The organism is Acidobacteriota bacterium (assembly GCA_039028635.1).
GTDB lineage: Bacteria > Acidobacteriota > Thermoanaerobaculia > Multivoradales > JBCCEF01 > JBCCEF01.
Window position 1 is genome coordinate 272,850 of record JBCCHV010000001.1, and the last position, 20,073, is coordinate 292,922.

General features: G+C 68.6%; 18 protein-coding genes and 1 tRNA gene. 16 read left to right on the plus strand and 3 right to left on the minus strand.

All coding sequences use genetic code 11. The annotated features are described in order from the left end of the window. The first annotated feature begins 464 nt into the window (after positions 1-464). From AAF604_01100 to AAF604_01110, 3 genes are read left to right on the plus strand one after another with little or no spacing between them, the layout of a single operon-like run. Positions 465-758, plus strand: coding sequence for a DUF3649 domain-containing protein (locus AAF604_01100; GenBank protein MEM7048218.1), 294 nt, complete (start codon positions 465-467; stop codon positions 756-758). Then, the gene (locus AAF604_01105; GenBank protein MEM7048219.1) at positions 755-2,335 is read left to right on the plus strand and encodes a PepSY-associated TM helix domain-containing protein; all 1,581 of its coding nucleotides are present in this window, start codon (positions 755-757) and stop codon (positions 2,333-2,335) included. Before AAF604_01100 ends, AAF604_01105 begins: the two co-directional genes overlap by 4 nt. Then, positions 2,332-2,598: a DUF3325 family protein gene (locus tag AAF604_01110; protein ID MEM7048220.1), complete on the plus strand. Its 267-nt coding sequence runs from the start codon at positions 2,332-2,334 to the stop codon at positions 2,596-2,598. The genes AAF604_01105 and AAF604_01110 overlap by 4 nt, the downstream gene beginning before the upstream one ends. A gap of 345 nt (positions 2,599-2,943) precedes the next feature. Here AAF604_01110 and AAF604_01115 read toward each other — a convergent pair whose 3' ends face one another. Both AAF604_01115 and AAF604_01120 read right to left on the minus strand, forming a co-directional pair. Next, positions 2,944-3,189 carry a hypothetical protein gene (locus AAF604_01115; GenBank protein MEM7048221.1) on the minus strand — a complete coding sequence of 82 codons (246 nt, stop codon included), beginning with the start codon at positions 3,187-3,189 and terminating at the stop codon, positions 2,944-2,946. Positions 3,190-3,373: 184 nt separating this feature from the next. Next, positions 3,374-3,460: transfer RNA gene (locus AAF604_01120), tRNA-Leu, on the minus strand. Between the two features lie 286 nt (positions 3,461-3,746). On the opposite strand from AAF604_01120, the gene AAF604_01125 reads away from it, so the two are divergent. The 5 genes from AAF604_01125 to priA are packed head-to-tail and all read left to right on the plus strand — an operon-like array spanning position 3,747 to position 8,369. Beyond that, positions 3,747-4,262 carry a CarD family transcriptional regulator gene (locus tag AAF604_01125; GenBank protein ID MEM7048222.1) on the plus strand — a complete coding sequence of 172 codons (516 nt, stop codon included), beginning with the start codon at positions 3,747-3,749 and terminating at the stop codon, positions 4,260-4,262. Positions 4,263-4,277: 15 nt separating this feature from the next. Further along, positions 4,278-5,078: a hypothetical protein gene (locus AAF604_01130; GenBank protein ID MEM7048223.1), complete on the plus strand. Its 801-nt coding sequence runs from the start codon at positions 4,278-4,280 to the stop codon at positions 5,076-5,078. Then, complete coding sequence (locus AAF604_01135; GenBank protein MEM7048224.1) at positions 5,075-5,671, plus strand: tetratricopeptide repeat protein; 597 nt, start codon at positions 5,075-5,077, stop codon at positions 5,669-5,671. The genes AAF604_01130 and AAF604_01135 overlap by 4 nt, the downstream gene beginning before the upstream one ends. Before the next feature lie 27 nt (positions 5,672-5,698). After that, positions 5,699-5,923 (plus strand): PP0621 family protein, encoded by a 225-nt coding sequence (locus AAF604_01140; protein MEM7048225.1) that lies wholly within the window; start codon positions 5,699-5,701, stop codon positions 5,921-5,923. A gap of 10 nt (positions 5,924-5,933) precedes the next feature. Further along, a complete protein-coding gene (priA, locus tag AAF604_01145; protein ID MEM7048226.1) occupies positions 5,934-8,369 on the plus strand; it encodes a primosomal protein N' in 2,436 nt (811 codons plus the stop codon). On the opposite strand, the gene AAF604_01150 is transcribed toward priA, so the two are convergent. After that, positions 8,355-9,107 (minus strand): winged helix-turn-helix transcriptional regulator, encoded by a 753-nt coding sequence (locus AAF604_01150; GenBank protein MEM7048227.1) that lies wholly within the window; start codon positions 9,105-9,107, stop codon positions 8,355-8,357. The two genes, priA and AAF604_01150, sit on opposite strands and share 15 nt — an antisense overlap. A 112-nt stretch (positions 9,108-9,219) precedes the next feature. Between AAF604_01150 and AAF604_01155 the strand changes: the two genes are divergently transcribed. The 8 genes from AAF604_01155 to recJ form a co-directional block, all read left to right on the plus strand. Next, the gene (locus AAF604_01155) at positions 9,220-10,542 is read left to right on the plus strand and encodes a vanadium-dependent haloperoxidase (GenBank protein MEM7048228.1); all 1,323 of its coding nucleotides are present in this window, start codon (positions 9,220-9,222) and stop codon (positions 10,540-10,542) included. An 84-nt stretch (positions 10,543-10,626) separates the two neighbouring features. Next, positions 10,627-11,022: a hypothetical protein gene (locus AAF604_01160; protein ID MEM7048229.1), complete on the plus strand. Its 396-nt coding sequence runs from the start codon at positions 10,627-10,629 to the stop codon at positions 11,020-11,022. Positions 11,023-11,082: 60 nt separating this feature from the next. Beyond that, on the plus strand, positions 11,083-12,339 hold the full coding sequence (locus AAF604_01165) for a TolC family protein (protein ID MEM7048230.1): 1,257 nt from the start codon (positions 11,083-11,085) through the stop codon (positions 12,337-12,339). Further along, positions 12,336-12,632 (plus strand): hypothetical protein, encoded by a 297-nt coding sequence (locus tag AAF604_01170; GenBank protein ID MEM7048231.1) that lies wholly within the window; start codon positions 12,336-12,338, stop codon positions 12,630-12,632. Before AAF604_01165 ends, AAF604_01170 begins: the two co-directional genes overlap by 4 nt. After that, positions 12,616-14,232, plus strand: coding sequence for an HlyD family efflux transporter periplasmic adaptor subunit (locus AAF604_01175; protein MEM7048232.1), 1,617 nt, complete (start codon positions 12,616-12,618; stop codon positions 14,230-14,232). Before AAF604_01170 ends, AAF604_01175 begins: the two co-directional genes overlap by 17 nt. A gap of 9 nt (positions 14,233-14,241) precedes the next feature. Continuing rightward, positions 14,242-17,388, plus strand: coding sequence for an efflux RND transporter permease subunit (locus AAF604_01180; protein ID MEM7048233.1), 3,147 nt, complete (start codon positions 14,242-14,244; stop codon positions 17,386-17,388). A 36-nt stretch (positions 17,389-17,424) separates the two neighbouring features. After that, positions 17,425-18,378 (plus strand): acetyl-CoA carboxylase carboxyltransferase subunit alpha, encoded by a 954-nt coding sequence (locus tag AAF604_01185; GenBank protein MEM7048234.1) that lies wholly within the window; start codon positions 17,425-17,427, stop codon positions 18,376-18,378. Between the two features lie 96 nt (positions 18,379-18,474). Next, a partial coding sequence (gene recJ, locus AAF604_01190; protein ID MEM7048235.1) for a single-stranded-DNA-specific exonuclease RecJ occupies positions 18,475-20,073 on the plus strand: 1,599 nt, incomplete at its 3' end.

Sequence of the window (20,073 nt, forward strand, 5' to 3'; positions counted from 1 at the left end):
AAAACGACCCGCTCCGGCAGCGCCGTCGCGGGTCGTTGAGGAATTCGTTCTCGTGTGTTCGGCTGGCTCGAGCTCCTAGTCCTCCCGCGCGGCTGTCATGCGCATACAAATGCACATCATGGCCATGACGCCCTCGACGGAGGAGCGCTTGACGGAGGAACGGGGAGTCGATTCGCTGAACATCGAAAAAAGAGTATGAGCGTGGCAGCCGCCTTGTCAAGCCCCTCGCGGCCGGACCGCAGGCCGTGCATCGAGGACCAAAACGTATAGGATCGGCGATGGGTGAGAGCCCAACACCCTGCCACGACTTTCTTCGAAAGAGCCTCAATGCTGACAGAGAATCCCACCTCTGCTTCGCTCGGGACCGTGGGCCTTCTCGCCGCTGTCCCCGTCGGCCTCTCCCAGAGCCCGCAAAACCATCTTCGGCCGACGGCCGAGACTCGACCGGCGAAGGTCTGCTGACCATGGCGAGAAAGGCTCCCGGACGCTGGCACGTCACCTCACGGGTGGTGGCGGCGGCGATTCCGGGCCTGATCCTCACCAACACCCTCGCCATCCTGCTGTCCTTCCTGCTGCCCGGCGACAAGATCACCGCCGTCGCCACCGCCACCGTCCTGAGCTACGCCATCTACGGAGCTCTCATCCTCTGGATCTTCAGCGTCCAACGCTTGCGGACGGTCTGGATCGGCCTCCTCTCGGGGATCGTCGTCACCGCCGCCGGAGCTTGGCTGATGTACACCCTGGAGGCGGCGTCATGATCGGCACCTTCCGACAATCGATGGGCTGGCTCCACACCTGGGCCGGCCTGGTGTTCTGCTGGCTCCTGTACTTCATGTTCGTCACCGGCACCCTCGGCTACTTCGACACCGAGGTCGACCACTGGATGAAGCCCGAGCAGCCAGCGCCGCAGACGGTCCCCCTCGAACCCAGCCTGGCGGCGGCGCTGAACCGTCTCGAGGCCGAGGGTGTGGGCGCTGATCGCTGGTCCATCATCCTGCCCAATCGGCGCGAAGTCCCCCACATGCGGATCTCCTGGCGCGGCCCGACACCGGCAGAGGGGGAGGAGCGGCAGTCCGGCAACGAGACCCTCGACGCCTGGACCGGCGAGCCCCTGCCCGACAACGTGCGCGACACGGGCGGCGGCCAAACCCTCTACCGCATGCACTACACGCTGCACTACATCGATCGCCAGATCGCCTTCCGCTTCATCGGCGTGGTGACCATGTTCATGTTCATCGGTCTCGTCTCCGGGGTCGTGATCCACAAGAAGATCTTCAAAGACCTGTTCACCTTCCGGCCTGCCAAGGGCGGACGCTCGTGGCTCGACATGCACAACCTGCTGAGCGTGTCTTCGCTGCCCTTCCAGCTCATGATCACCTATAGCGGCCTGCTGTTCACGGTCACCACCTGGATGCCGCTGATCGCCGTCGGCAGCTATGGCTTCGACACCAAGAAGGTCGCCTCCGAGCTCGGCACCCTGGCGGACATCCAGATCGAACGGGCCGGCACCAGCGCCGAGCTCACCGATGTCTACGGCCTCGCCGCCGAAGCCGAAGGGCTGTGGGGAGAGGGTCAAGTGCAGAGCGTCAACGTGCGCTTGCCGGGGGACGCCAATGCGCGCGTCATCGTGCTGCGCAATCGCGGTGTCGGCACGGTGGGGGAGCAGCGGGTCTACGACGGCGTCAGCGGCGAGTACCTTCAGACCATCGACCCACGGACCCGCACTCCGATCGCCATCGCCTCGGCGCTGATCGGCCTCCACGAAGGCCTCTATGCCGGCCCACTGCTGCGCTGGCTCTACTTCCTCTCCGGCCTCCTCGGCGCCGGCATGGTGGCCACCGGCGCCATCTACTGGACCCGCAAACGCCGCAAGAAGCTGCCGTACCACGAGCTCAGTCGCGGCTACCGCATGGTCGACGGCCTCAACCTCGGCACCATTCTCGGCCTGCCGATCGGAATCGCCGCCTACTTCTGGGCCAACCGCCTGCTGCCCCTCGGCCTCGACGGCCGCGCCGAATGGGAGGTCCACTGCCTGTTCATCACCTGGGCGGTATGCCTCCTCTACCCGCTGGCGCGCACCGTCCAGGCGGCCTGGCGTGACCTCGCCTGGATCGCGGCCTGCGCCTTCGCCGCCATTCCCCTGATCAACGCCATGACCACCGACGCCCACCTGGTCAACAGCCTGCGCACCGGCGATCACGTGATGGCGGCCTTCGACGTCACGGCGCTGGTCTTCGGGCTGCTATTCGGAGCTCTCGCCACCGCCCTCGGCCGCACCAAGGTCACCACCCGCCCGGCGACCGCCAAGACGCCGACGGCGGTCGGTGTTCCATGATCGTCCTCGCCCTCAACCTGCTCGCCGCTGTCGCCCTCAGCGTCTCCATGCAGCGCCACTGGAAACAGGTGCTGGAGGGGCGACCGTACTCGCGTCCCCGGGCCCTCGCCCTGCGCGCTGTCGGCTACCTGCTGCTGCTGGTGGCCGGCATCGTCGCCCTCCGCACCCACGGCGCGGTCGCCGGCCTGGCCTTCTTCTGCGCCATGTTCACCGTTTCCATCGTCGGCATCGCCGTGGTGCTGCCGTACTGGACCGGTCGCTAGGAGCAGACTCCACGGATCGGAGAGTCGCTTCGCCCCCTACTGCCCGGGCTGGGATGAACTCGAGATCGAATGGGAAAAGAACTGGCCTCTGGAGAAGCGCCTGTCAGGCTGGAGAGGAGCTACTCGGCGTCTTCGGACCTCCGACTCGCCACCGTGCCGGCGAAAGGACCACAAACGAAAACGACCCGCTCCGGCAGCGCCATCGCGGGTCGTTGAGGAATTCGTTGTCGTGTCTTGGCCCTGATGCCCTGGGCGGAAGAACGGGGGTCATTCTCGCCCTTGTCAAGGGGGCACGCAGTTGGGATCGGCCCCTGGACACCCCAACGAATCCTTCCAGGTTGGGACCTACGGAGGTGCGACCTGCGGTGTGCACTTTGGTGCCAGCCAGTTCTGAGCACCTAGGACATCCGTCGAATCGAACATCTTCCACTCGTAGACGTGGTTTCCGCAGTGATAGCCAACCAAGGTCTTGCCAGTTCCCTCGAGTTCGAGGGCGATAATGTTCTCGTCTCCAGGAAAGGCAGTCGCAGCGGCAACAACAACCGTCGAGACCAAAAGGGCTCCCATCAACAGCGCAAGCCATCGTTTCATCTTGGAATCCTCTGAAATAAGTTCAAATTGAAGGCTGACACCCGAATAACTATACATTCTAAAGTGTTAACCGTCTGAGAACTCGGGACAGGAACCTACGAGTCGCTCTCCCGCGGCCGACGGGATCCGGTCGCGAAGCCATGGACCGTGAAAGTCCCAGCGACGAAAACGAACTAAGAAAGGCTGGTACCGGAGGCCGGACTCGAACCGGCACACCCTCGCGGGCGGGGGATTTTGAGTCCCCTGCGTCTACCAATTCCGCCACTCCGGCAAGGGAAGAGCCAGATCCTAGAGGCGCCCTCGAATGGTGTCAAGGTTGGGCCTCCGGCAGAGCAGCGCAGGCGAATCCCAATTGCTCGCGGAGGGCGGGCCGTGCTAGCGTCGGTCCTACAGCAGGCGCTTCCCACCAAGCTCTTCCGACCGGCCACTCGCGGCTGGGTGGGGGAGGCTTGACATTTTCCGCCGTTTCCGCTATCCTGCGGACAGTTAAATGTAAGTCTGGCAAGGGCTTACCCCACCTCAACGGATCCGCACAGCGCGCAAGGGAGTCAGGGAACGTGACATTCAAGCCCGGACAGAAAGTGGTCTACCCGAATCATGGAGTCGGGATTGTCGAGAAGATCGAGCCTGGAGCGATCGATGGGATCGAGCAGACCTACTACTTCCTGCGCCTGCTTTCCAACAATTCCAAGGTGATGGTGCCGGAGGACAACCTCGACCTCGTCGGTCTGCGGCCTCTGTGCACGGAGAAGGAGATCTCCGAGCTGTTCGAGATTCTCGAGGACGGCAACATCGACACCTACAAGGATTGGAAAGGCCGCTACAAGCAGAACCTCGACAAGATGAAGACCGGTCACCTCACGGAGGTGGCGGAGGTGCTCAAGAACCTGCGCCTGGTGAGCCAGCGCAAGAGTCTTTCCTTCCGCGAGAAGAAGATGTTCGAGCGCGCCAAGTACTTCATCGTCTCGGAGGTCGCCCACGTGCGGGACATCAGCGAGCGCAAGTCCGAGGAGCAGGTCGAGGACGCCCTCGCTTCGAGTCTCGAAAAGCGCGAGCAGGCAAAGGCCAGCTAAGGCTACCGACAGACCATGTCGACCTCTCGACGGTCGTTGCAAAAGGCCGCTCTCCCGGAGCGGCCTTTTGCGTGTCGTTCGCTCAGTGACTTCCTCCGCCATCGCATCGGCATCGCTCTGACGCTTCTGGCGCTGGTCGCCTCAGCACCGCTCACGGCGCAGAATGCACGCTCCGTCAATGGCGCGTTGCTGGAGCTCGAAGAGCAGCTTCTGCAGTCCGACGCCACCGCCCTTCGTGAGCAGCGCCGCTCGTTGCAGACGGCCCGCCAGCAGATCGAGGAGCGGGAGGAGCGACTAGCCTCGGCACTGGTTGGAGAGCTGCCGCCGCGCGCCGAGCTCGACCGCCTGCGCCAGGCCCTGGTCGAAAGCCGCGCCGCCGCCGCCGAAGCGCAAGAGGCCTTCGATCGCCTGTGGTGGCGGATCGAAGGACGCCTCGATCGCATGGTGGCCTTGCGCTCCAACCTCGGCCAGGTGGACGACCGGCTGCGCGAGGTGACGCCGGCCTACGGACGCTGGTTGATCAACGTCCAGCCGGAAGACCTGAGTGGCACCTTCCGCCTACGCCAGAACGGTGCCGTGGTCACCGGCACCTACACCCTCGGCGACGGCAGCGCCGGATCGCTGCGGGGCACCTTCGTGGATGGTGAGCTCGAGCTCGAGCGTGTTGACAGATCGCTCGGTTTCGACAGAATCTTCCTCGGCCGGTTGTCGACCACAGGGAACGAGATCGAAGGCACCTGGCAACCCACGACTCTCAGCGATGGTGGCCCTGGTGGTGGCACCTGGACGGCGCGACGGCCGGAGGAGCAAGAGTGAATCGAGACAACGCGCTATTTCTCGCCGCCGGCATTCTGGTGGGCTTTCTGCTGGGCTACTTTCTGTTCGAGTCCGTCGCCGAGCGTCAGCCGCCGCGCTTGCCGATGGGAGCTGCCGCTGCTGCCGGCGGTGTTCCGCCGGCAGCCGGTGCGCCGGCCGCCGGCGCGGTCGAGGGCCCCTTCATGGCGCAGGTCCGCCGACTCGAAGAGCGCCTGCGCCAGAATCCGGAGGATGCCGATGCGGTACGCCAGCTCTCGGACCTCTATGTCGATGCCCAGGCTTGGGAGCCGGCGACGCAGGGCTATGCGCGCTATCTGCAGCTCCGCCCCGGCGATCCCGACATTCTTTCGGAGCTCGGCACCGCCCTTTATCAGCTCGGTCGCTACGAGGAGGCGCTGCAGCAGTTCGATCTCGCCCAGGAGATTGCCCCCAACCACTGGGAGTCGCTCTTCAACCGCGCCGTCACGCTGGCCTTCGGCCTGTCGCGCTGGGATGACGCCCTCGCGGTCGTCGAGCAGCTCCGCAGCCTGCGGCCGGATGACGCTTCCGTCCAACGCCTCGCCGAAGGAATCGCTACTCGTCGCGGCTCCTGAGACGCCTCACCAAGGGGACCGCTCGCCGTGTTGTTGAGGTTCCTCGCCATTGCTCTGGTGGTCTATCTCGGTTGGCGCGGCCTGCGCCAGCTACTGGCGCCGTCGGCTCCCGACCGCGGTCCGTCGACGACGGTCCAGGAGGTTCTCGTGCCCTGCGACCGTTGCGAGGTCTTGGTGCCCGAAAGTCGCGTCCTGCGCGACGGCTCGGCGAGCTTCTGCTCACCGGACTGCCAGCGAGCCAGCAGCGAGTGAATCCTCTCCGATGACCGCATCTCCTCCGGGAGAGGGAGCCATCGCCCAGGTCGCGGTGCCGGCTCCGCTGCCAACGGCGCTGTCTTACAAGATCCCGCCGGGGCTGTCGTCGGCCATCGTTCCGGGGGTTCGGGTGGTGGTGCCCTTGGGAAGGCGCCGTCTCCGCGGCGTCGTCGTGGGGCGCAGCGACGAAGCGCCTGCGGGGGTTCGGCTGCGCGCCATCGAGGAGGTCCTCGACCTGCAGCCGATCCTGACTGCGGACCTCCTCGAGCTCGCCACCTTCACCGCCTCTTACTACCTCGAGCCGATCGGCGAAGTGATTCGGGCGATGGTTCCCTCGGACCTGCCGCCATGGGGGGATCGCCGCGTCTGGCTGACCGACGCCGGGGCCTTGACCCCACCCAAGAACGACGCCGAGGCGGCACTGGTGGTGGCGCTCCAAGAGTCCGGCCGAACGACCCTCGCCAAGCTCCAGAAGCTGGTCGCCCGGCGCGACTTCGGCGAAACCCTCGCCGTTCTCGAGGAGTCCGGGCGAGTCGCCGTCGAGGCGCGCCGCAAGGCCGGCGGCGCGAGGTACCTCAACGCCGTCGAGCTGCCGGGGGGCGACCTCGAGAGTCAGCTCGCCGCCGTCGGCCGGTCTCCGAAGGGGCGCGCCGTGGTCTCCCACCTCCACACCCTCGGCCGGCCGGCGACGGTGGAGGAGGTGACCGCCGCCGTCGGCTGCACCGCCAGCGTCGTGCGACGGCTGTTTAAGAGCGGCCTGCTGCGCCAGTTCACCCAGGTCGAGCGCATTGACCTCGACCGGCACTTCCTGGCCTCCGAGGAGCACCCACCTTTGGTGCTACGGCCCGATCAGGCCGCCGCCGCCGACGTGCTGCGGCCGGCCGTCGAGGAGCACACCTTCGCCGCCTTCTTGCTCGCCGGCATGACCGGCTCGGGCAAGACCGAGGTCTACCTGCAGGCCGCCGACGCCGCCGTCGAGTCCGGACGGACGGTGCTCCTGCTGGTGCCCGAGATCGCCCTGGTGCCGGCCCTGGCGCGCACCGTCCGGCAGCGCTACGGCGATCGCGTCGCCATCCTGCACTCGAATCTCGGCACCGCCGAGCGCCATCAGGAATGGGAGCGCATCCGCAGCGGCGCGGCGCGGGTGGTGCTGGGACCGCGTTCGGCGCTCTTTGCACCGGTGGAGAATCTCGGCCTGGTGGTGGTCGACGAAGAACAGGACCCGGCCTACAAGCAGGATTCGAGCCCGCGCTACAGCGGTCGCGACCTCGCCCTGGTACGGGCGCGGCGGGCCCGGGCGGTGGCTCTCCTGGCGTCGGCGACGCCGAGTCTCGAAAGTCGCTACAACGTGGGAGTGGAGAAGGTGCGGCGCCTCGACCTGACGGCGCGCGCCGGCCACGGTACCCTGCCCGAGGGGGTGCTCGTCGATTTGCGCGAGGAGGGCCGGCGGCGCCCCGGCGAGGTGACCTTCTCGCCACGGCTGTGCGACGAGATCGAGCACTCCCTGGCCCACGACGAGCAGGTCGTTCTGCTCCGCAACCGCCGCGGCTACTCACCGATGCTGCTGTGCCGAGCGTGCGGCGAGGATCTGCGCTGTGAGCAGTGCGGCCTGCCGCGCACCTACCACCGCCGGGATGCCTTCCTGCAGTGTCACTACTGCGGCTCGCGGCGACGCTCTCCGGAGGCCTGTCCGACCTGCGACGAACCGGCCCTCGAACCGATCGGCGCCGGCACCGAAAGGGTGGAGGAGGACTTCAAGGCGCGTTTCCCCGGCATCGCCGTCGACGTGCTCGACCGCGACACGGTTCGCCGGCCCGGCGGCGCGGCCGCCGTCCTGGAGCGCTTCGGGCGCGGCGAGACCCAGGTCTTGATCGGCACCCAGATGGTCTCCAAAGGACACCACTTTCCGCGAGTCGGTTTGTCGGCGGTGCTCTCCGCCGACACCTACCTCGGTTTTCCCGACTTCCGGGCCGTCGAGAGGACCTACAACCTGCTGGTTCAGGTCGCCGGGCGAGCCGGTCGCGGCGAACGGCCGGGGCGGGTGGTGATTCAGACCTATCACCCCGAGCACTACGCCATTCGGGCCGCCCTCGAGCACGACGACGAGGCCTTCGCCCGCGAGGAGATGAGCTTCCGGCGGGCCTTTCACTATCCGCCCTTCACGCGCATGATCCAGCTCCTCGCCCAGGACAAGGACCGCGACCGCGCCGAGGGCGCCCTGCGCGCCGTGGCGCGCCAGATCTTCGCCCATCCGGAAGCCCGCCAGCTCCGCATCTCAGGCCCGGCTCCGGCCCCCCTCGAACGACTGAAGGACCGCTGGCGCTTTCAGCTGCTGGCGCGCGCCAAGCATGGCAAGGTGCTGCGTCGGGTGGTCCGCGAGGCTCTGCGCGAGGCACCCAACGCCGAGCTCACCGTCGACGTCGATCCTCTACAGCTCCTCTGACGACCTCCCGCGGCCGGCATTCGCACCGCGCCGGGCCAGGCGACGCTCGCGCCCGGGGCGCCGGCGCTCGAACCGGGCCAGACCGCTCAGAATCAGCCAGTCCGGTAGCTGGCGGATGAGAGCGGACGGGCCATGTACCCGGATCCGTCCGCTGCGGATTTCCGTCCGCAGGTCCCGAAAACCGCGCCAGGCTTCGACGAAGACCCGGAGATCCGAGGCGACCGCGACGTCGGCCTCGTAGCCGGGGTCCTTGAGACACATCTCGACCTCGCCATCCTGGCAGACCAGCCAGAAACGGCGCAGCTCCTTGGGCGTGCCGCTGAAGTCGAACTCGAGCACGACCCGCTGCGTCGGCATGGCGGCGACATTCATCCGGAGGTGCATGCTCCACACCAGAAACGCCGGATCGAGATCTTCCAGGCTGTTGTCGCGCGCCCAGCGCTGCCCCCAGACGGCCAGTTGGTCGACGATCGGCTCGAGCTCGCGACCGGCCTCCGTCAGCCGGTACTCGAAGCCCTTGGTGCCGGCGAGGGGAAAGCGGCGCACCAACCCCGCCTCCTGGAGCTCACCCAGGCGTTTGGAGAGCAGCGACGGCGAGATTTGGGGCAAGCCCTGGTGAATTTCGTTGAAGCGCCGACAGCCGTCGATCAGGCGACTGACCACCAGGATTGTCCAGCGCTGACAGAGGAGCTCGGCGGCAAGGGCGAGAGGGCAGTACTGACCGTATCCGTGAGCCATGACCCATGATGGACCCGATGGGGCCATGCAGCAACTACAGATCCTGTAGTGGACAGGCCGTGGTGCCTCGGCTTCAATGGGCTCGCCCTTGCTTCGACCGGAGGATCGCATCATGAGAACACCAACCGCCTTGGCAACTCTCGTCCTGACCGCCGTCCTCGGCTGCTCGCACCTCGGTCCTGGCGGACCAGAGAAGATTCCCAGCGACGTTTTGGCAGAGTGGAACCAGCTCGTACTCGAGCTCGCCGAGGAGGAGGACCGCTTTCTCACCCTCAAGGGTTTGCGCACCGCCGCCATGGTGCATCTGGCGATCCACGACAGCCTGCAGGCCATCGCGCCGCGCTACGAGCCCTACCTCGCGCCTTCCTCGGGGGCTCCCTCCGAGGTCCCGGCCGATCCCGTGGCGACCGCCGCCGCGGCGGCCCATGCGGTGGCCGTCGAACAGTATCCGCAGCATCGCGAGCGGCTCGACGAGCGGCTGGCGATCTGGCTCGAGAAGGTGGAGGAGAGCACAGCCCGGGAGCTCGCCTTGAAGCTCGGCGGTGAGCGCGCCCACGCCATCCTCGGCGATCGGCGAGGAGATGGCTGGGACGGAGAGCCGGAGTACCGCTGGCACCCGATGGCGCCGGGCGTCTATGCCGAGTTCAACCAGCACAGCGGTACCCCCGAGGGCTTCGTTTTCGGAGCCGGCTGGGCCGAGGCCCGGCCCTTCATGCTCGATGCGCCAGACCACTTTCGCAGCCCACCGCCACCGGCGATCGCCAGCCCGTCCTACGCCAAGGCCTTCGACGAAGTGCGACAGGTCGGCCGCTTCGACAGTCAACAGCGCACCGCCGACCAGAGCCATCTCGCCCTCTGGTGGAAGGAGTTCGTCGAAAGCTCGCACAATCGTCTGGCTCGCCGACTGATGCTCGACGAGGGCGCCGATCTGTGGTCTTCGGCGCGCTTCTTCGCGCTCCTCAACATGACGATCTACGACTCCTACATCAACGTCTTCGAGAACAAGTTCCACTACAACCATTGGCGGCCCTACACGGCGATCCGCTGGGCCGCGGAGGACGGCAATCCCGCGACCCACCCGGAGCCCGATTGGGACAACCACCACCGCCACACCTACGCTTTTCCGTCCTATCCCTCCGCCCACGGTACCGCTTGTGCCGCAGCCATGGAGATCTTTGCGGAGACCTTCGGTGGCGATCGTCCCTTCGCCATGGAAACTCCCGAGGTCGACCGGGCGGGACCGTTGTCCGAGAAGATCCCCATGGATCCTGCCGTTCGCCATTTCGACCGTTTCGCCGACGCCGCCGTCGAATGCGGCCAGTCGCGCATCTATCTCGGCATTCATTTTCGCTACGACGCCGAGGCCGGGACCGACCTTGGCCGCCAGGTTGGAGCCTTCGCGATCGAGAGCTTTCTGCGCCCCCGATCCCCCTGAGGGCCGCCACCATCAGGACACCGTTCCGAGGGGTGCGCCATCTCTCGCCTTGACGGAGGTGTTTGCCTCTGCGACCATCTTTCCATGTCAGGTCGCACCCTGCGGCTCGCGCTGCTCGTGATCGTTTTCGCTTGGATGGCACCGAGCGGAGCTGCCCTCGCCGTCGGCCTGCACGTCGCCTCACACCACCATACGCCCCACGGGGACGACCATGAGCACGGCCTCGACGAGCTGATCGAAGCGGTCACCGCGGCCCATCAGCACGACGCCGATCTCGGCCACGACGCCGATCTGCCGGACCCCTGCACCAAGCTCGACGTGCCGCCCAAGGGACCGCGCCTGATCTCGTCGCTCCCTTCCTTGGAGCGGACGCGGCATAGCCTACCTACCGCCCTCGAGACTCACGCCACAGCACCTCGAGTGATTCATCGGGGTCCACCCGACCCCCTGTTCACCAGCCACTGTTCTCTCCTCCTCTGATCCATCGTCGACGGCTGGGGCTCCCTAGAGCCTGAACCCTCGACATGGAAAGGAGAGAACATGAAGAAGTTGTTTTGGACCGGCTTTTTGTCGGTGATTGTCGCCGTGCCCTGCTCGCCGGCGGACGGTCCCTTCGTCACCGAAGCCGAATTCCTGGCGGTCCTCGACCGCGATCATCCGGCGGTGACCGAAGCCCGAGCCGGATTGGTCCTCGCCGAGGCGGCAGTCCTCGCTGCCGCCACCGCGAGCAAGCCGGTGCTCGGCTTGGTGCGCGAAGAGACCGGGCCACAGACCGAAGTCTCGCTCACCTGGGAGCTGCCGGCCCGCGCCCGACGGGATCGCATTGCGGCACGGCGAGCGAGCGCCCGCGGCACCGCCGCGACGGTCTCCCGGCGCCTCCAGGAGCTGCGATCGAACCTGCGGGCGACCTACGCCGCCTGGGCCCTCGCGGAAGCTCGCGCCGACCTGCTGCAGCGACGGGCGGATCGCGTCGCGGGCCTCGCCGAGCGCGAGGCCCGGCGTCACCAGCGGGGGGAGTCTTCCGGCCTCGAAGCGCATCGCTTGCGACTGACCGCCAGCACCCTGCGCTCCGAGGCAGAGCTCGCCCAGGCCGAAGGTGACCGCACCCGCGGCGTCGTCCGGCAGTGGTTTCCGGACCTCCCACCGCAGGCCCGTCCTCGACTCCCGGAGCTTTCGGCTTGGTCCTCCGAGGCCGCCACCCATCCCGCGGTGCGTGCCGCCGAGGAGGCGCTCGCGGCCGCCCGCCTCGAGGCTCAGGTCGCCGAGCGGTTGCTGCCCTCCCCAGCCCTTTCCGTCGGTTGGCAGCGGGTCGAGGAAGGCGCGGCGCGGGACGAGGGTGTGATTCTCGGCCTGGCCTGGAGACTGCCGTTCCTCGACCGCCAGATCGCCGAGCGGACCGCCGCCGCCGGCCGCCTGGAGCTCGCCGAGGCCCGCCTCGCTTTGGTGGGGACGGAGATCTCGACGGCTCGGTCGGCGGCCCGCGAGCGCTACGTGCGTCTGCGCAGCGCCACCGGCGAGGCACGCCGAGGTCTGGCCGCCAAGGCCCGCATGCTCGATGGCGCCGAGGCCGCCTTCGAAGTCGGCGAGTCGGACCTCACGGACCTTTTGGAGATCCACCGGGCGGTGACCGAAGGGGAGCTGGCCGCGCTCGAGCTGCACGCCGCCGCCCTCTCGGCCCATCGCCAGCTGGAGCTCCTCGAACCACCACCGGAAGCCTCCGTTTCGAACTCTCCGTCGGCCGGCATTGCCTCGGCGGACGCAATCTCGCCGCCATACCTTCCCGAGGACCCGCCATGACGAACCGGACCTCCTGCTGGACCTCTGCCCTCGCTCTCGCCGCCGCCGTGCTGCTCACCACCGCCTGTCGACCGGCCGAAGGGCCATCCCGCACGGCGCCCGCCGAGGGCGCCAGCGCCGAGAGTCCGCAGCCGACCTACGAGCCGGCCTATCCCGACGATGTCAGCGCCGACGAGCTGAGCTCTTCCGATGTCGAGCAACAGGGCGCCAGCCATTCCCATGGTGGTGCCGAGCACCGCCACGGGGCGGATGAAGATCACTCCCACGAGGGGCCCGATGCGCACCAGCACTGACTCGCCGGTGGCGGTCCCGCAGCGAGCTCGGCGATGGCTGACTGCCCTCGCTTTCCTCCCTTGCTGCCTTCTCGGTCTCGTCGGCGGCTGCGCTGAGCGAAGCGCCGAAGCGCCCATCGAGGACGACGCCCGGTCTTGGAGCATCACCGCTTGGGGCGAGACCTTCGAGGTCTTCCCGGAAGTCGATCCCCTGACCGTGGGGGAGACCGCCACCGCCTGGACGCACGTCACCCTCCTCGAGGGCTTCGAGCCGCTGCCGGCCGGCAGCGTCGAGGTGGTGCTGCGAGGAGCCGGTCCGGAGCAGGTCTTCGCGGCCGACGTCGCGGAACGACCGGGACTCTTTGCGGTGAGCATCACGCCGGCTCGCGCCGGTGACTTCGACCTCGCCATTCGCCTGCGGCACGAAAGCGGTGAGGAAGAGCTGCGCGCCGGCCGGGTCCGGGTCGGCGAGGCCGGCATTCCGGGACACCTGCTGGTCGCCCCGGCGCCGAAGGGCAGCACCACCTCCGCCGAGCCGATGACCTTCCTCAAGGAACAGCAGTGGCAGTCGCCCATGGCGACCGCCTGGGTGCGCTCGGGCCGACTCGCCGGCAGCGTCCGCGGCACGGCGACGGTGCGCCCACCGGCCGGCGGCGAAGCCAGCCTCAGCGCCACCGTCGATGGCGTTCTGCGGCCCGTCGCCGGTGCCTCGTGGCCCCATGTCGGCCTCGCCGTCGACGCCGGTCAGGGCCTGTTTCGGGTCGTCCCCCTGGTGGCCCGCGAGCGCAGCCTGGCGGAGCTCGAAGGGCGAGTGACCGCCCGCGCCCGCGAGCTCGCCAGCGCCCGCCAACGTCTCGCCCGTCTCGAGGAGCTCCTCGCCCTCGAGGCCAGCAGTCGTCGCGAGGTGGAGACGGCGCGGGTCAGGGTAGAGACCCTCGAGGCCCAAGGAAACGCCGCCCGGCGCGATCTCGACGCCGCCCGCGGCTCCCGTCAAGGCCGCGGCGCGGGCCCCGAAGGCGCACCCTCGATCGTCCTGCGGGCGCCCTTCCGGGGAGTGCTGGCAGAGGTTCAGGCGATCCCCGGAGCCACCGTTTCGGCCGGCCAGGTCCTCGCCCGGGTGGTCGGGAATGACCTCGCCTGGGTGGCCGTCGAGCTGTCTCCGGCGGGCGCTCGACGGCTCGCCGGCGAAGGGCTCCGTGGGCTGCTGCTCGAAGTCCCCGAAAGCCCGCCCTGGCGCATCACCGAAGGTCTTCGGCTGGTTTCCATCGCGCCCCAAGTGTCGCCCCGAACCGGCACCGTCCAGGCCCTTCTCGAAGCCCCCCGAGACCGCCTCCCGGCCCTCGGCACGGTGGCCGACGCTCGTGTTCTGACAGCCACCGACCGGACCGGCGTGGTGGTGCCGGCGAGCGCCCTGATCGACGATGGCGGCATCCCCGTGGTCTACCTGCAGCTCGCCGGCGAATCCTTCCTGCGCGAGCCGGTGGAGATCGTGGAACGCCAAGGCGACCAGGTGCTGGTCGGCGGCCTGGTGCCGGGACAGCGGCTGGTCACCGCCGGCGGCGATGCCCTGCGCCGTGCCGCCCTGCTGGCCGCCGGCGACTCCCATGGCCACGTTCACTGAGGGACGCCGATGGCCATCCTCGAACGGCTGATCCGCTTTTCCCTGCGCCATCGCTGGTGGGTGGTGGCGAGCGCCGGGCTCGTGCTCATGCTGGGAGCGCTGTGGATTCCGCACCTACCGGTGGACATCTTTCCCGATCTTTCGGCGCCGACCGTGACGGTGGTGACGGAGGCCACCGGCATGGCCCCGGAGGAGGTCGAGCTGCTGGTCACCTATCCCGTCGAGGCGGCCCTCAACGGAGCTCCCGGGGTTCGTCGCCTACGCTCCGTGGCGGCCGACGGCATCGCCGTCACCTGGGTGGAGTTCCACTGGGGCGAGGACATCTATCGCGCCCGCCAGGTGGTCGCCGAACGGCTGCAGCGGGTCGAGCTGCCGGCCCAGGCCGGGCGCCCCGAGCTCGGCCCGATCAGCTCGATCATGGGCGAAATCACCTTCGTCGCCATGACCTCCGAGACGGTGTCCGCCATCGAGCTGCGGCGCCTGGCGGAGGTCACGGTGCGACGCCATCTGCTGGCCGTTTCGGGCATTTCGCAGGTCGTCACCCTCGGCGGCGAGTCGCGCCAACTGCAGGTCACGGTACAGCCGCCGGAGCTGATTCGTCACCGCGTCGCCCTCGCCGAGGTGATCGACAGCGTCGCCCGCTCGAGCCGCAACCCGGCCGCCGGGTTCCACGTCGACGGCGGCCAGGAGTACTTGGTGCGCGGTCTCGGCCGGGCCCGCGGGCCGGCCGAAGTCGCCGCGGCGGTGGTGCGGGCACGCGAGGGCGCGCCGTTGCGCGTCGCCGACCTCGCCACCGTCGCCTGGGGCACCGCCCCGGCGCGCGGCACCGCCTCTTACAACCACCGTCCGGCGGTCATCCTGTCGGTCCAGAAGCAACCCAGCGCCAACACCCTGGCGCTCACCGGCGAGATCGACCAAGTGTTGCAGAACCTGCAACGTTCCCTTCCGGACGGCGTCGTCATCGAGACCGAGAATTTCCGACAGGCCGACTTCATCGCCACCGCCATCGCCAACGTCAGCGCGGCGCTGCGCCACGGAGCGCTGCTGGTGGTCGTCGTCCTGCTGCTGTTTCTGGGCAGTCTGCGCACCACCCTGATCTCGGCCCTGGCGATTCCGCTGTCCCTGATCACCGCCATCGCCGTGCTGTCGGCCTGCGGGCTCCAGCTCGACACCATGACCCTCGGCGGGCTCACCATCGCCATCGGCCTGCTGGTCGACGACGCCATCATCGCGGTCGAGAATGTCTTCCGGCGCCTGCGCCAGGGCAGCGACCCGGGAGGCCGCCGCGACGACGCCGGCGAGTTGGTCGCCACCGGCACCACGGAAGTGGTGCGGCCGATCGTGTTCGCCACCTTGATCATCATCCTGGTCTTTCTGCCGCTGTTCTTTCTCCCGGGCCTCGAAGGCCGCCTGCTGAAGCCCCTGGGGGTCGCCTTCATCGCCGCCCTCGCCGCTTCCTTGCTGGTCGCCTTGACGGTGACGCCGGCCCTCTGTCTGATCCTCCTCGGCGGCGGTCCGGCGACGGCCCACGACGAGTCCCGGCTGCTGCGCTTCTGCCGCCGCCTCTATGAGCCGGTGCTCGAACGTAGCCTGCGCCATCGCCGCATCGTGCTGACGGCGGCGGTCCTGCTGGTGCTCGCCACCGTCGCCCTCATCCCGGGCCTCGGCCGCTCCTTCTTACCGCCCTTCAACGAGGGCGCCCTGACGGTCTCCGTGGTCAGCCCTCCGGGCACTCCCCTGGCCGAGAGCGACCGCCTCGGCGGCCAGGTGGAGAAGGCGTTGCTGGCGTTCCCGGAAGTCGTCTCCACCAGCCGAAGGTCGGGCCGGGCGGAGCGCGACGAGCACGTCCAGGGAGTCAACGCCTCGGAGCTCGAGGTGGTGCTCGCGGCCCTTCCCAAGGGACGATCCAAGGACGACCTGGTGGCCGAGATGCGCGCCGCGGTGGCGGTCATCCCCGGCGCGACGGTGTCCTTCGGCCAGCCCATCAGCCATCGCATCGATCACATGATCTCGGGTTCGAAGACCAACCTGGCGGTGAAGCTCTTCGGCCCCGATCCGGCGGTTCTGCGCGGCCTGGCGCGGCGCCTCGAAGGGGTCCTCGCGACGGTCCCGGGGATCGTCGACCTGTCGAATCAGGAGCAGGCCGCCTTGCCCCAACTGGTGATCGAGCCGAATCGCGCCGCCATCGCCCGCTACGGCCTGACGGTCGCCGACGTCGCCACCGGCATCGAGGCACTGTTCCAGGGCGCGGTGGTCGGCGAGATCGTGGAAGAAGGCCTGACCAGCGACATCGTGGTGCGCTTCCCGCCCGCCCTGCGCGCGTCGCCGGAGCGCTGGGCCGACTTGCCGATCTCGACTCCCGGCGGGGAGGTTCTGCGCCTCGCCGCGGTGGCCGAAGTGCGGCGGGCTCTCGGCCCTTCCTTGATTCGCCACGAGAACGCCCAGCGGGTCGCCATGGTGACGGCGAACGTCGTCGGCGCGGACCTCGCCGGCGCCGTCGGTCGGGCTCGCGCCGCCATCGCCGAGGAGATAGACCTGCCCACCGGCTATCTGGTCCTCTTCGATGGGCAGTTCGGTGAGGCGCAACGCAGCCTGCGCAATCTGAGCTGGCTCTCGCTGCTCATCCTGCTCGCCGTCTACGGGCTCCTGTTCGCCGACTTTCGCAGTCACCGGGACACCCTGGTGGTGCTGGTCAACCTACCACTGGCGCTGATCGGCGGCCTCGCCGCCGTCGCCCTCGCCGAGGGCGTACTGTCTGTCGCCACCATGGTCGGTTTCGTCACCCTGTTCGGCATCGCCACCCGCAACGGCGTCCTGTTGGTCAACAACTACCAGCGGCTGCGCAAGGCGGGCCTGAGCCTGGAGGCGGCGGTGCGCCGCGGCTCCGTCGAGCGCATGGCGCCGATCTTGATGACCGCCTTGACCGCCGGTTTCGCCCTCGTTCCCCTGGTGCTGGCCTCCGGTGCCCCGGGCAACGAGATTCAGAGCCCCCTGGCGCAGGTCATCCTCGGCGGCCTCACCACCTCGACCTTGCTCAACCTGATCGTGGTGCCGGCGCTCTACGCCGGGGGCTCCTCGGCCGGCCCCCGGGGCGATCGCGAGGCGGCCGAGGCCGGCTCCCGTCGCGCCGCCTCTCCGGCCGCCGCCGGCGATTGACTCCCTGACACCCCTCTGCTAGCTTCCGAGGCCCTGATGCTGCCCATGAACGTGTCCTTCGAAGAGCCCCTCGTCGAGCTCCGCCGCCAGATCGAAGAGCTCGAGGCCCTGCCGCCGGGCGGGTCCCACGAGAAAGAGCTCGAGCGCCTTCGCAACGCCCTGCGCAAGGCGACTCAGGACGTCTACAACGGCCTTTCCCGCTGGCAAAAGACGCTCGTCGCGCGCCATCCCGATCGCCCCTACACGCTCGACTATGTCGAGCACCTGATGAGCGACTGGGTCGAGCTCCACGGTGATCGCGCCTTCGCCGACGACGCCGCCATCGTGGCCGGTTTCGCCACCTTCCGCGGCCGCAGCGTGGCGGTGGTCGGACACGAGAAAGGGCGCGACACGAAGGAGCGCATTCGCCGCAACTTCGGTCAGCCGCGGCCGGAGGGTTACCGCAAGGCACTGCGGGTGATGCGACTGGCGGAGAAGTTCGGCTGTCCCGTCCTGACCTTGATCGACACCGCCGGCGCCTATCCCGGGATCGGCGCCGAGGAACGCGGACAGGCCGAGGCGATCGCCCGCAACCTGATCGAGATGGCCGGCCTGCGAGTACCGATCCTGGCCACCATCATCGGAGAAGGCGGTAGCGGTGGCGCCCTCGCCCTCGGCATCGGCGACCGCGTCACCATGCTCGAGTACGCCATCTACTCGGTGATCTCGCCGGAAGGCTGCGCGGCGATCCTGTGGAAGGACCAGAACCGGAAGGCCGAAGCGGCCGAAGCGCTGCGCCTGAGCGCTCCCGACCTGCTCGGCCTGGGGGTGGTCGACGAGGTGGTCCCGGAGCCCCTCGGCGGAGCCCACACGGATCCGGCCGATGCCTGCAATCGGGTCGGCGATGTCCTCGAGCGTGCCCTCGACGAAGTGTCGTCCCTTCCCCTCGAAACGATGCTCGAGGAGCGCTACCGCAAGTTCCGGCGCCTCGGCTACTTCGAGGAAGGGTAAGGCGCCCTGTCCGGGCCGGCCGACTGGATCGGCGCCCCGGTTCCCGAGCACTCGACGGACCTCGAATCTCCCTCCGTTCCAACGTCGCTGGCGCCCCTGTTAGCCCGCCGCGGCGTGACCTCCGGCGCGGCCGCGGAGCGTTTTCTCCATCCCCAGCCGGAGCACCTCCACGATCCCTTTCTGCTGCATGGCGTGGCCGCTGCCGCGGACCGCTTGACCCAGGCCCGGGACGAGGAGGAAAAGGTCGCCGTGGTCGGCGACTACGACGTCGACGGGGTTTCCGCCTCGGCACTGCTCCTCGCCGTGCTGCGGGCCTGCTCGATCGAGTGCCATGAAGTCTTGCCGCACCGCCTCCGGGAGGGCTACGGCTTTCAGCCGGTGCATGTCGAGCGCGCCCTCGAGCTGGGCTGCCGGATCGTGGTCACCGTCGACTGCGGCGTCACGGCAGGAGACGCCATCGCGGCGGCCGAGGAGGCCGGCCTCGAAGTGATCGTCACGGACCATCACCTGCCGGGCTCGGCGCTGCCCGAAAGCGCCCTGCTGATCAATCCGCGGCAGGAGTCCTGCAGCTATCCCTTCGCCGACCTCGCCGGCGTCGGCCTGGCCCTCAAGCTCGCCCAGGCGGTGGCCCAGCGCTGTGATCGCCAGCTCGATCTCCGCGCCTTGCTGCGCATCGCCTGTCTCGGCACGATCGCCGACTTGGTGCCGTTGCGGGGCGAGAATCGCGTCATCGCCGCCCTCGGCCTCGCCGAGCTCGGCCGCACCCGCTCGCCGGGGCTGCGCGCCCTGTTTCGAGTCTCCGGGATCAAGCCGCCCTTCACCGCCTCGGACGTCGGCTTTCGCATCGGCCCCCGGCTCAACGCCGCCGGCCGCCTCGATGATGCCGCCATGGCCCTCGAGCTCCTGCTGGTTCGTGACCGCCGGCGAGCCGAGGAGCTGGCCGAGAGCCTCGACGGCTGGAATCGCTCCCGACAGGCGGAAGAGGCACGGGTCTTCGAGCAGGCCAAGGAGAAACTGCTCGAGCTCTACCCCGAAGACGAGGCGCTGCCGCCCCTGATCGCCCTGTGGGACGAGAGCTGGCACAAGGGAGTGCTGGGAATCGCCGCCGGCAGGATCGCCCGCGACTTTCACCGACCGACCCTGCTGCTGGCGCAGGAGGGCGAGCATGCGGTGGGCTCTGGCCGCAGCATCGGCAGCATCGCCTTGCACCGCTTCCTCGAGCCCTGGAAGGAGCGCCTGGTGCGCTTCGGCGGTCACTCCCAGGCGGTCGGCCTGACGGCTCCGGTGGCCGAGCTCGAGGCCCTGCGGCAGGAATGGCTCGACCGCGCCGGCGAAGAATGGACGGCGGATCAGCTCCGCAAGGTCTACGAGTACGAGATCGAGCTCACCGCCGACCAGGTGACCGATGATCTGCTCCGAGCTCTCGATCGCCTCGAGCCCTTCGGCCAGGGAAATCAACGACCGCTGCTGCGGGTGGGCCCCCTCGAGCGGCTCGGCGGCGGGCGCATTTTCGGCAAGCAGGACAATCACCTGTCGGCGGTGGCGCGCGGCCCCGACGGCCACCGGGTCAACCTCCTCGGCTGGCAATGGGCTCCCCGACGGGCCGATCTCGACGGCAGCTTCGAAGTATTGGCTTTCCTGGAGCAGGATCGCTATCGTCGTCAGCCGGTTCTGCGGCTGGTCGACGCGCGGCCG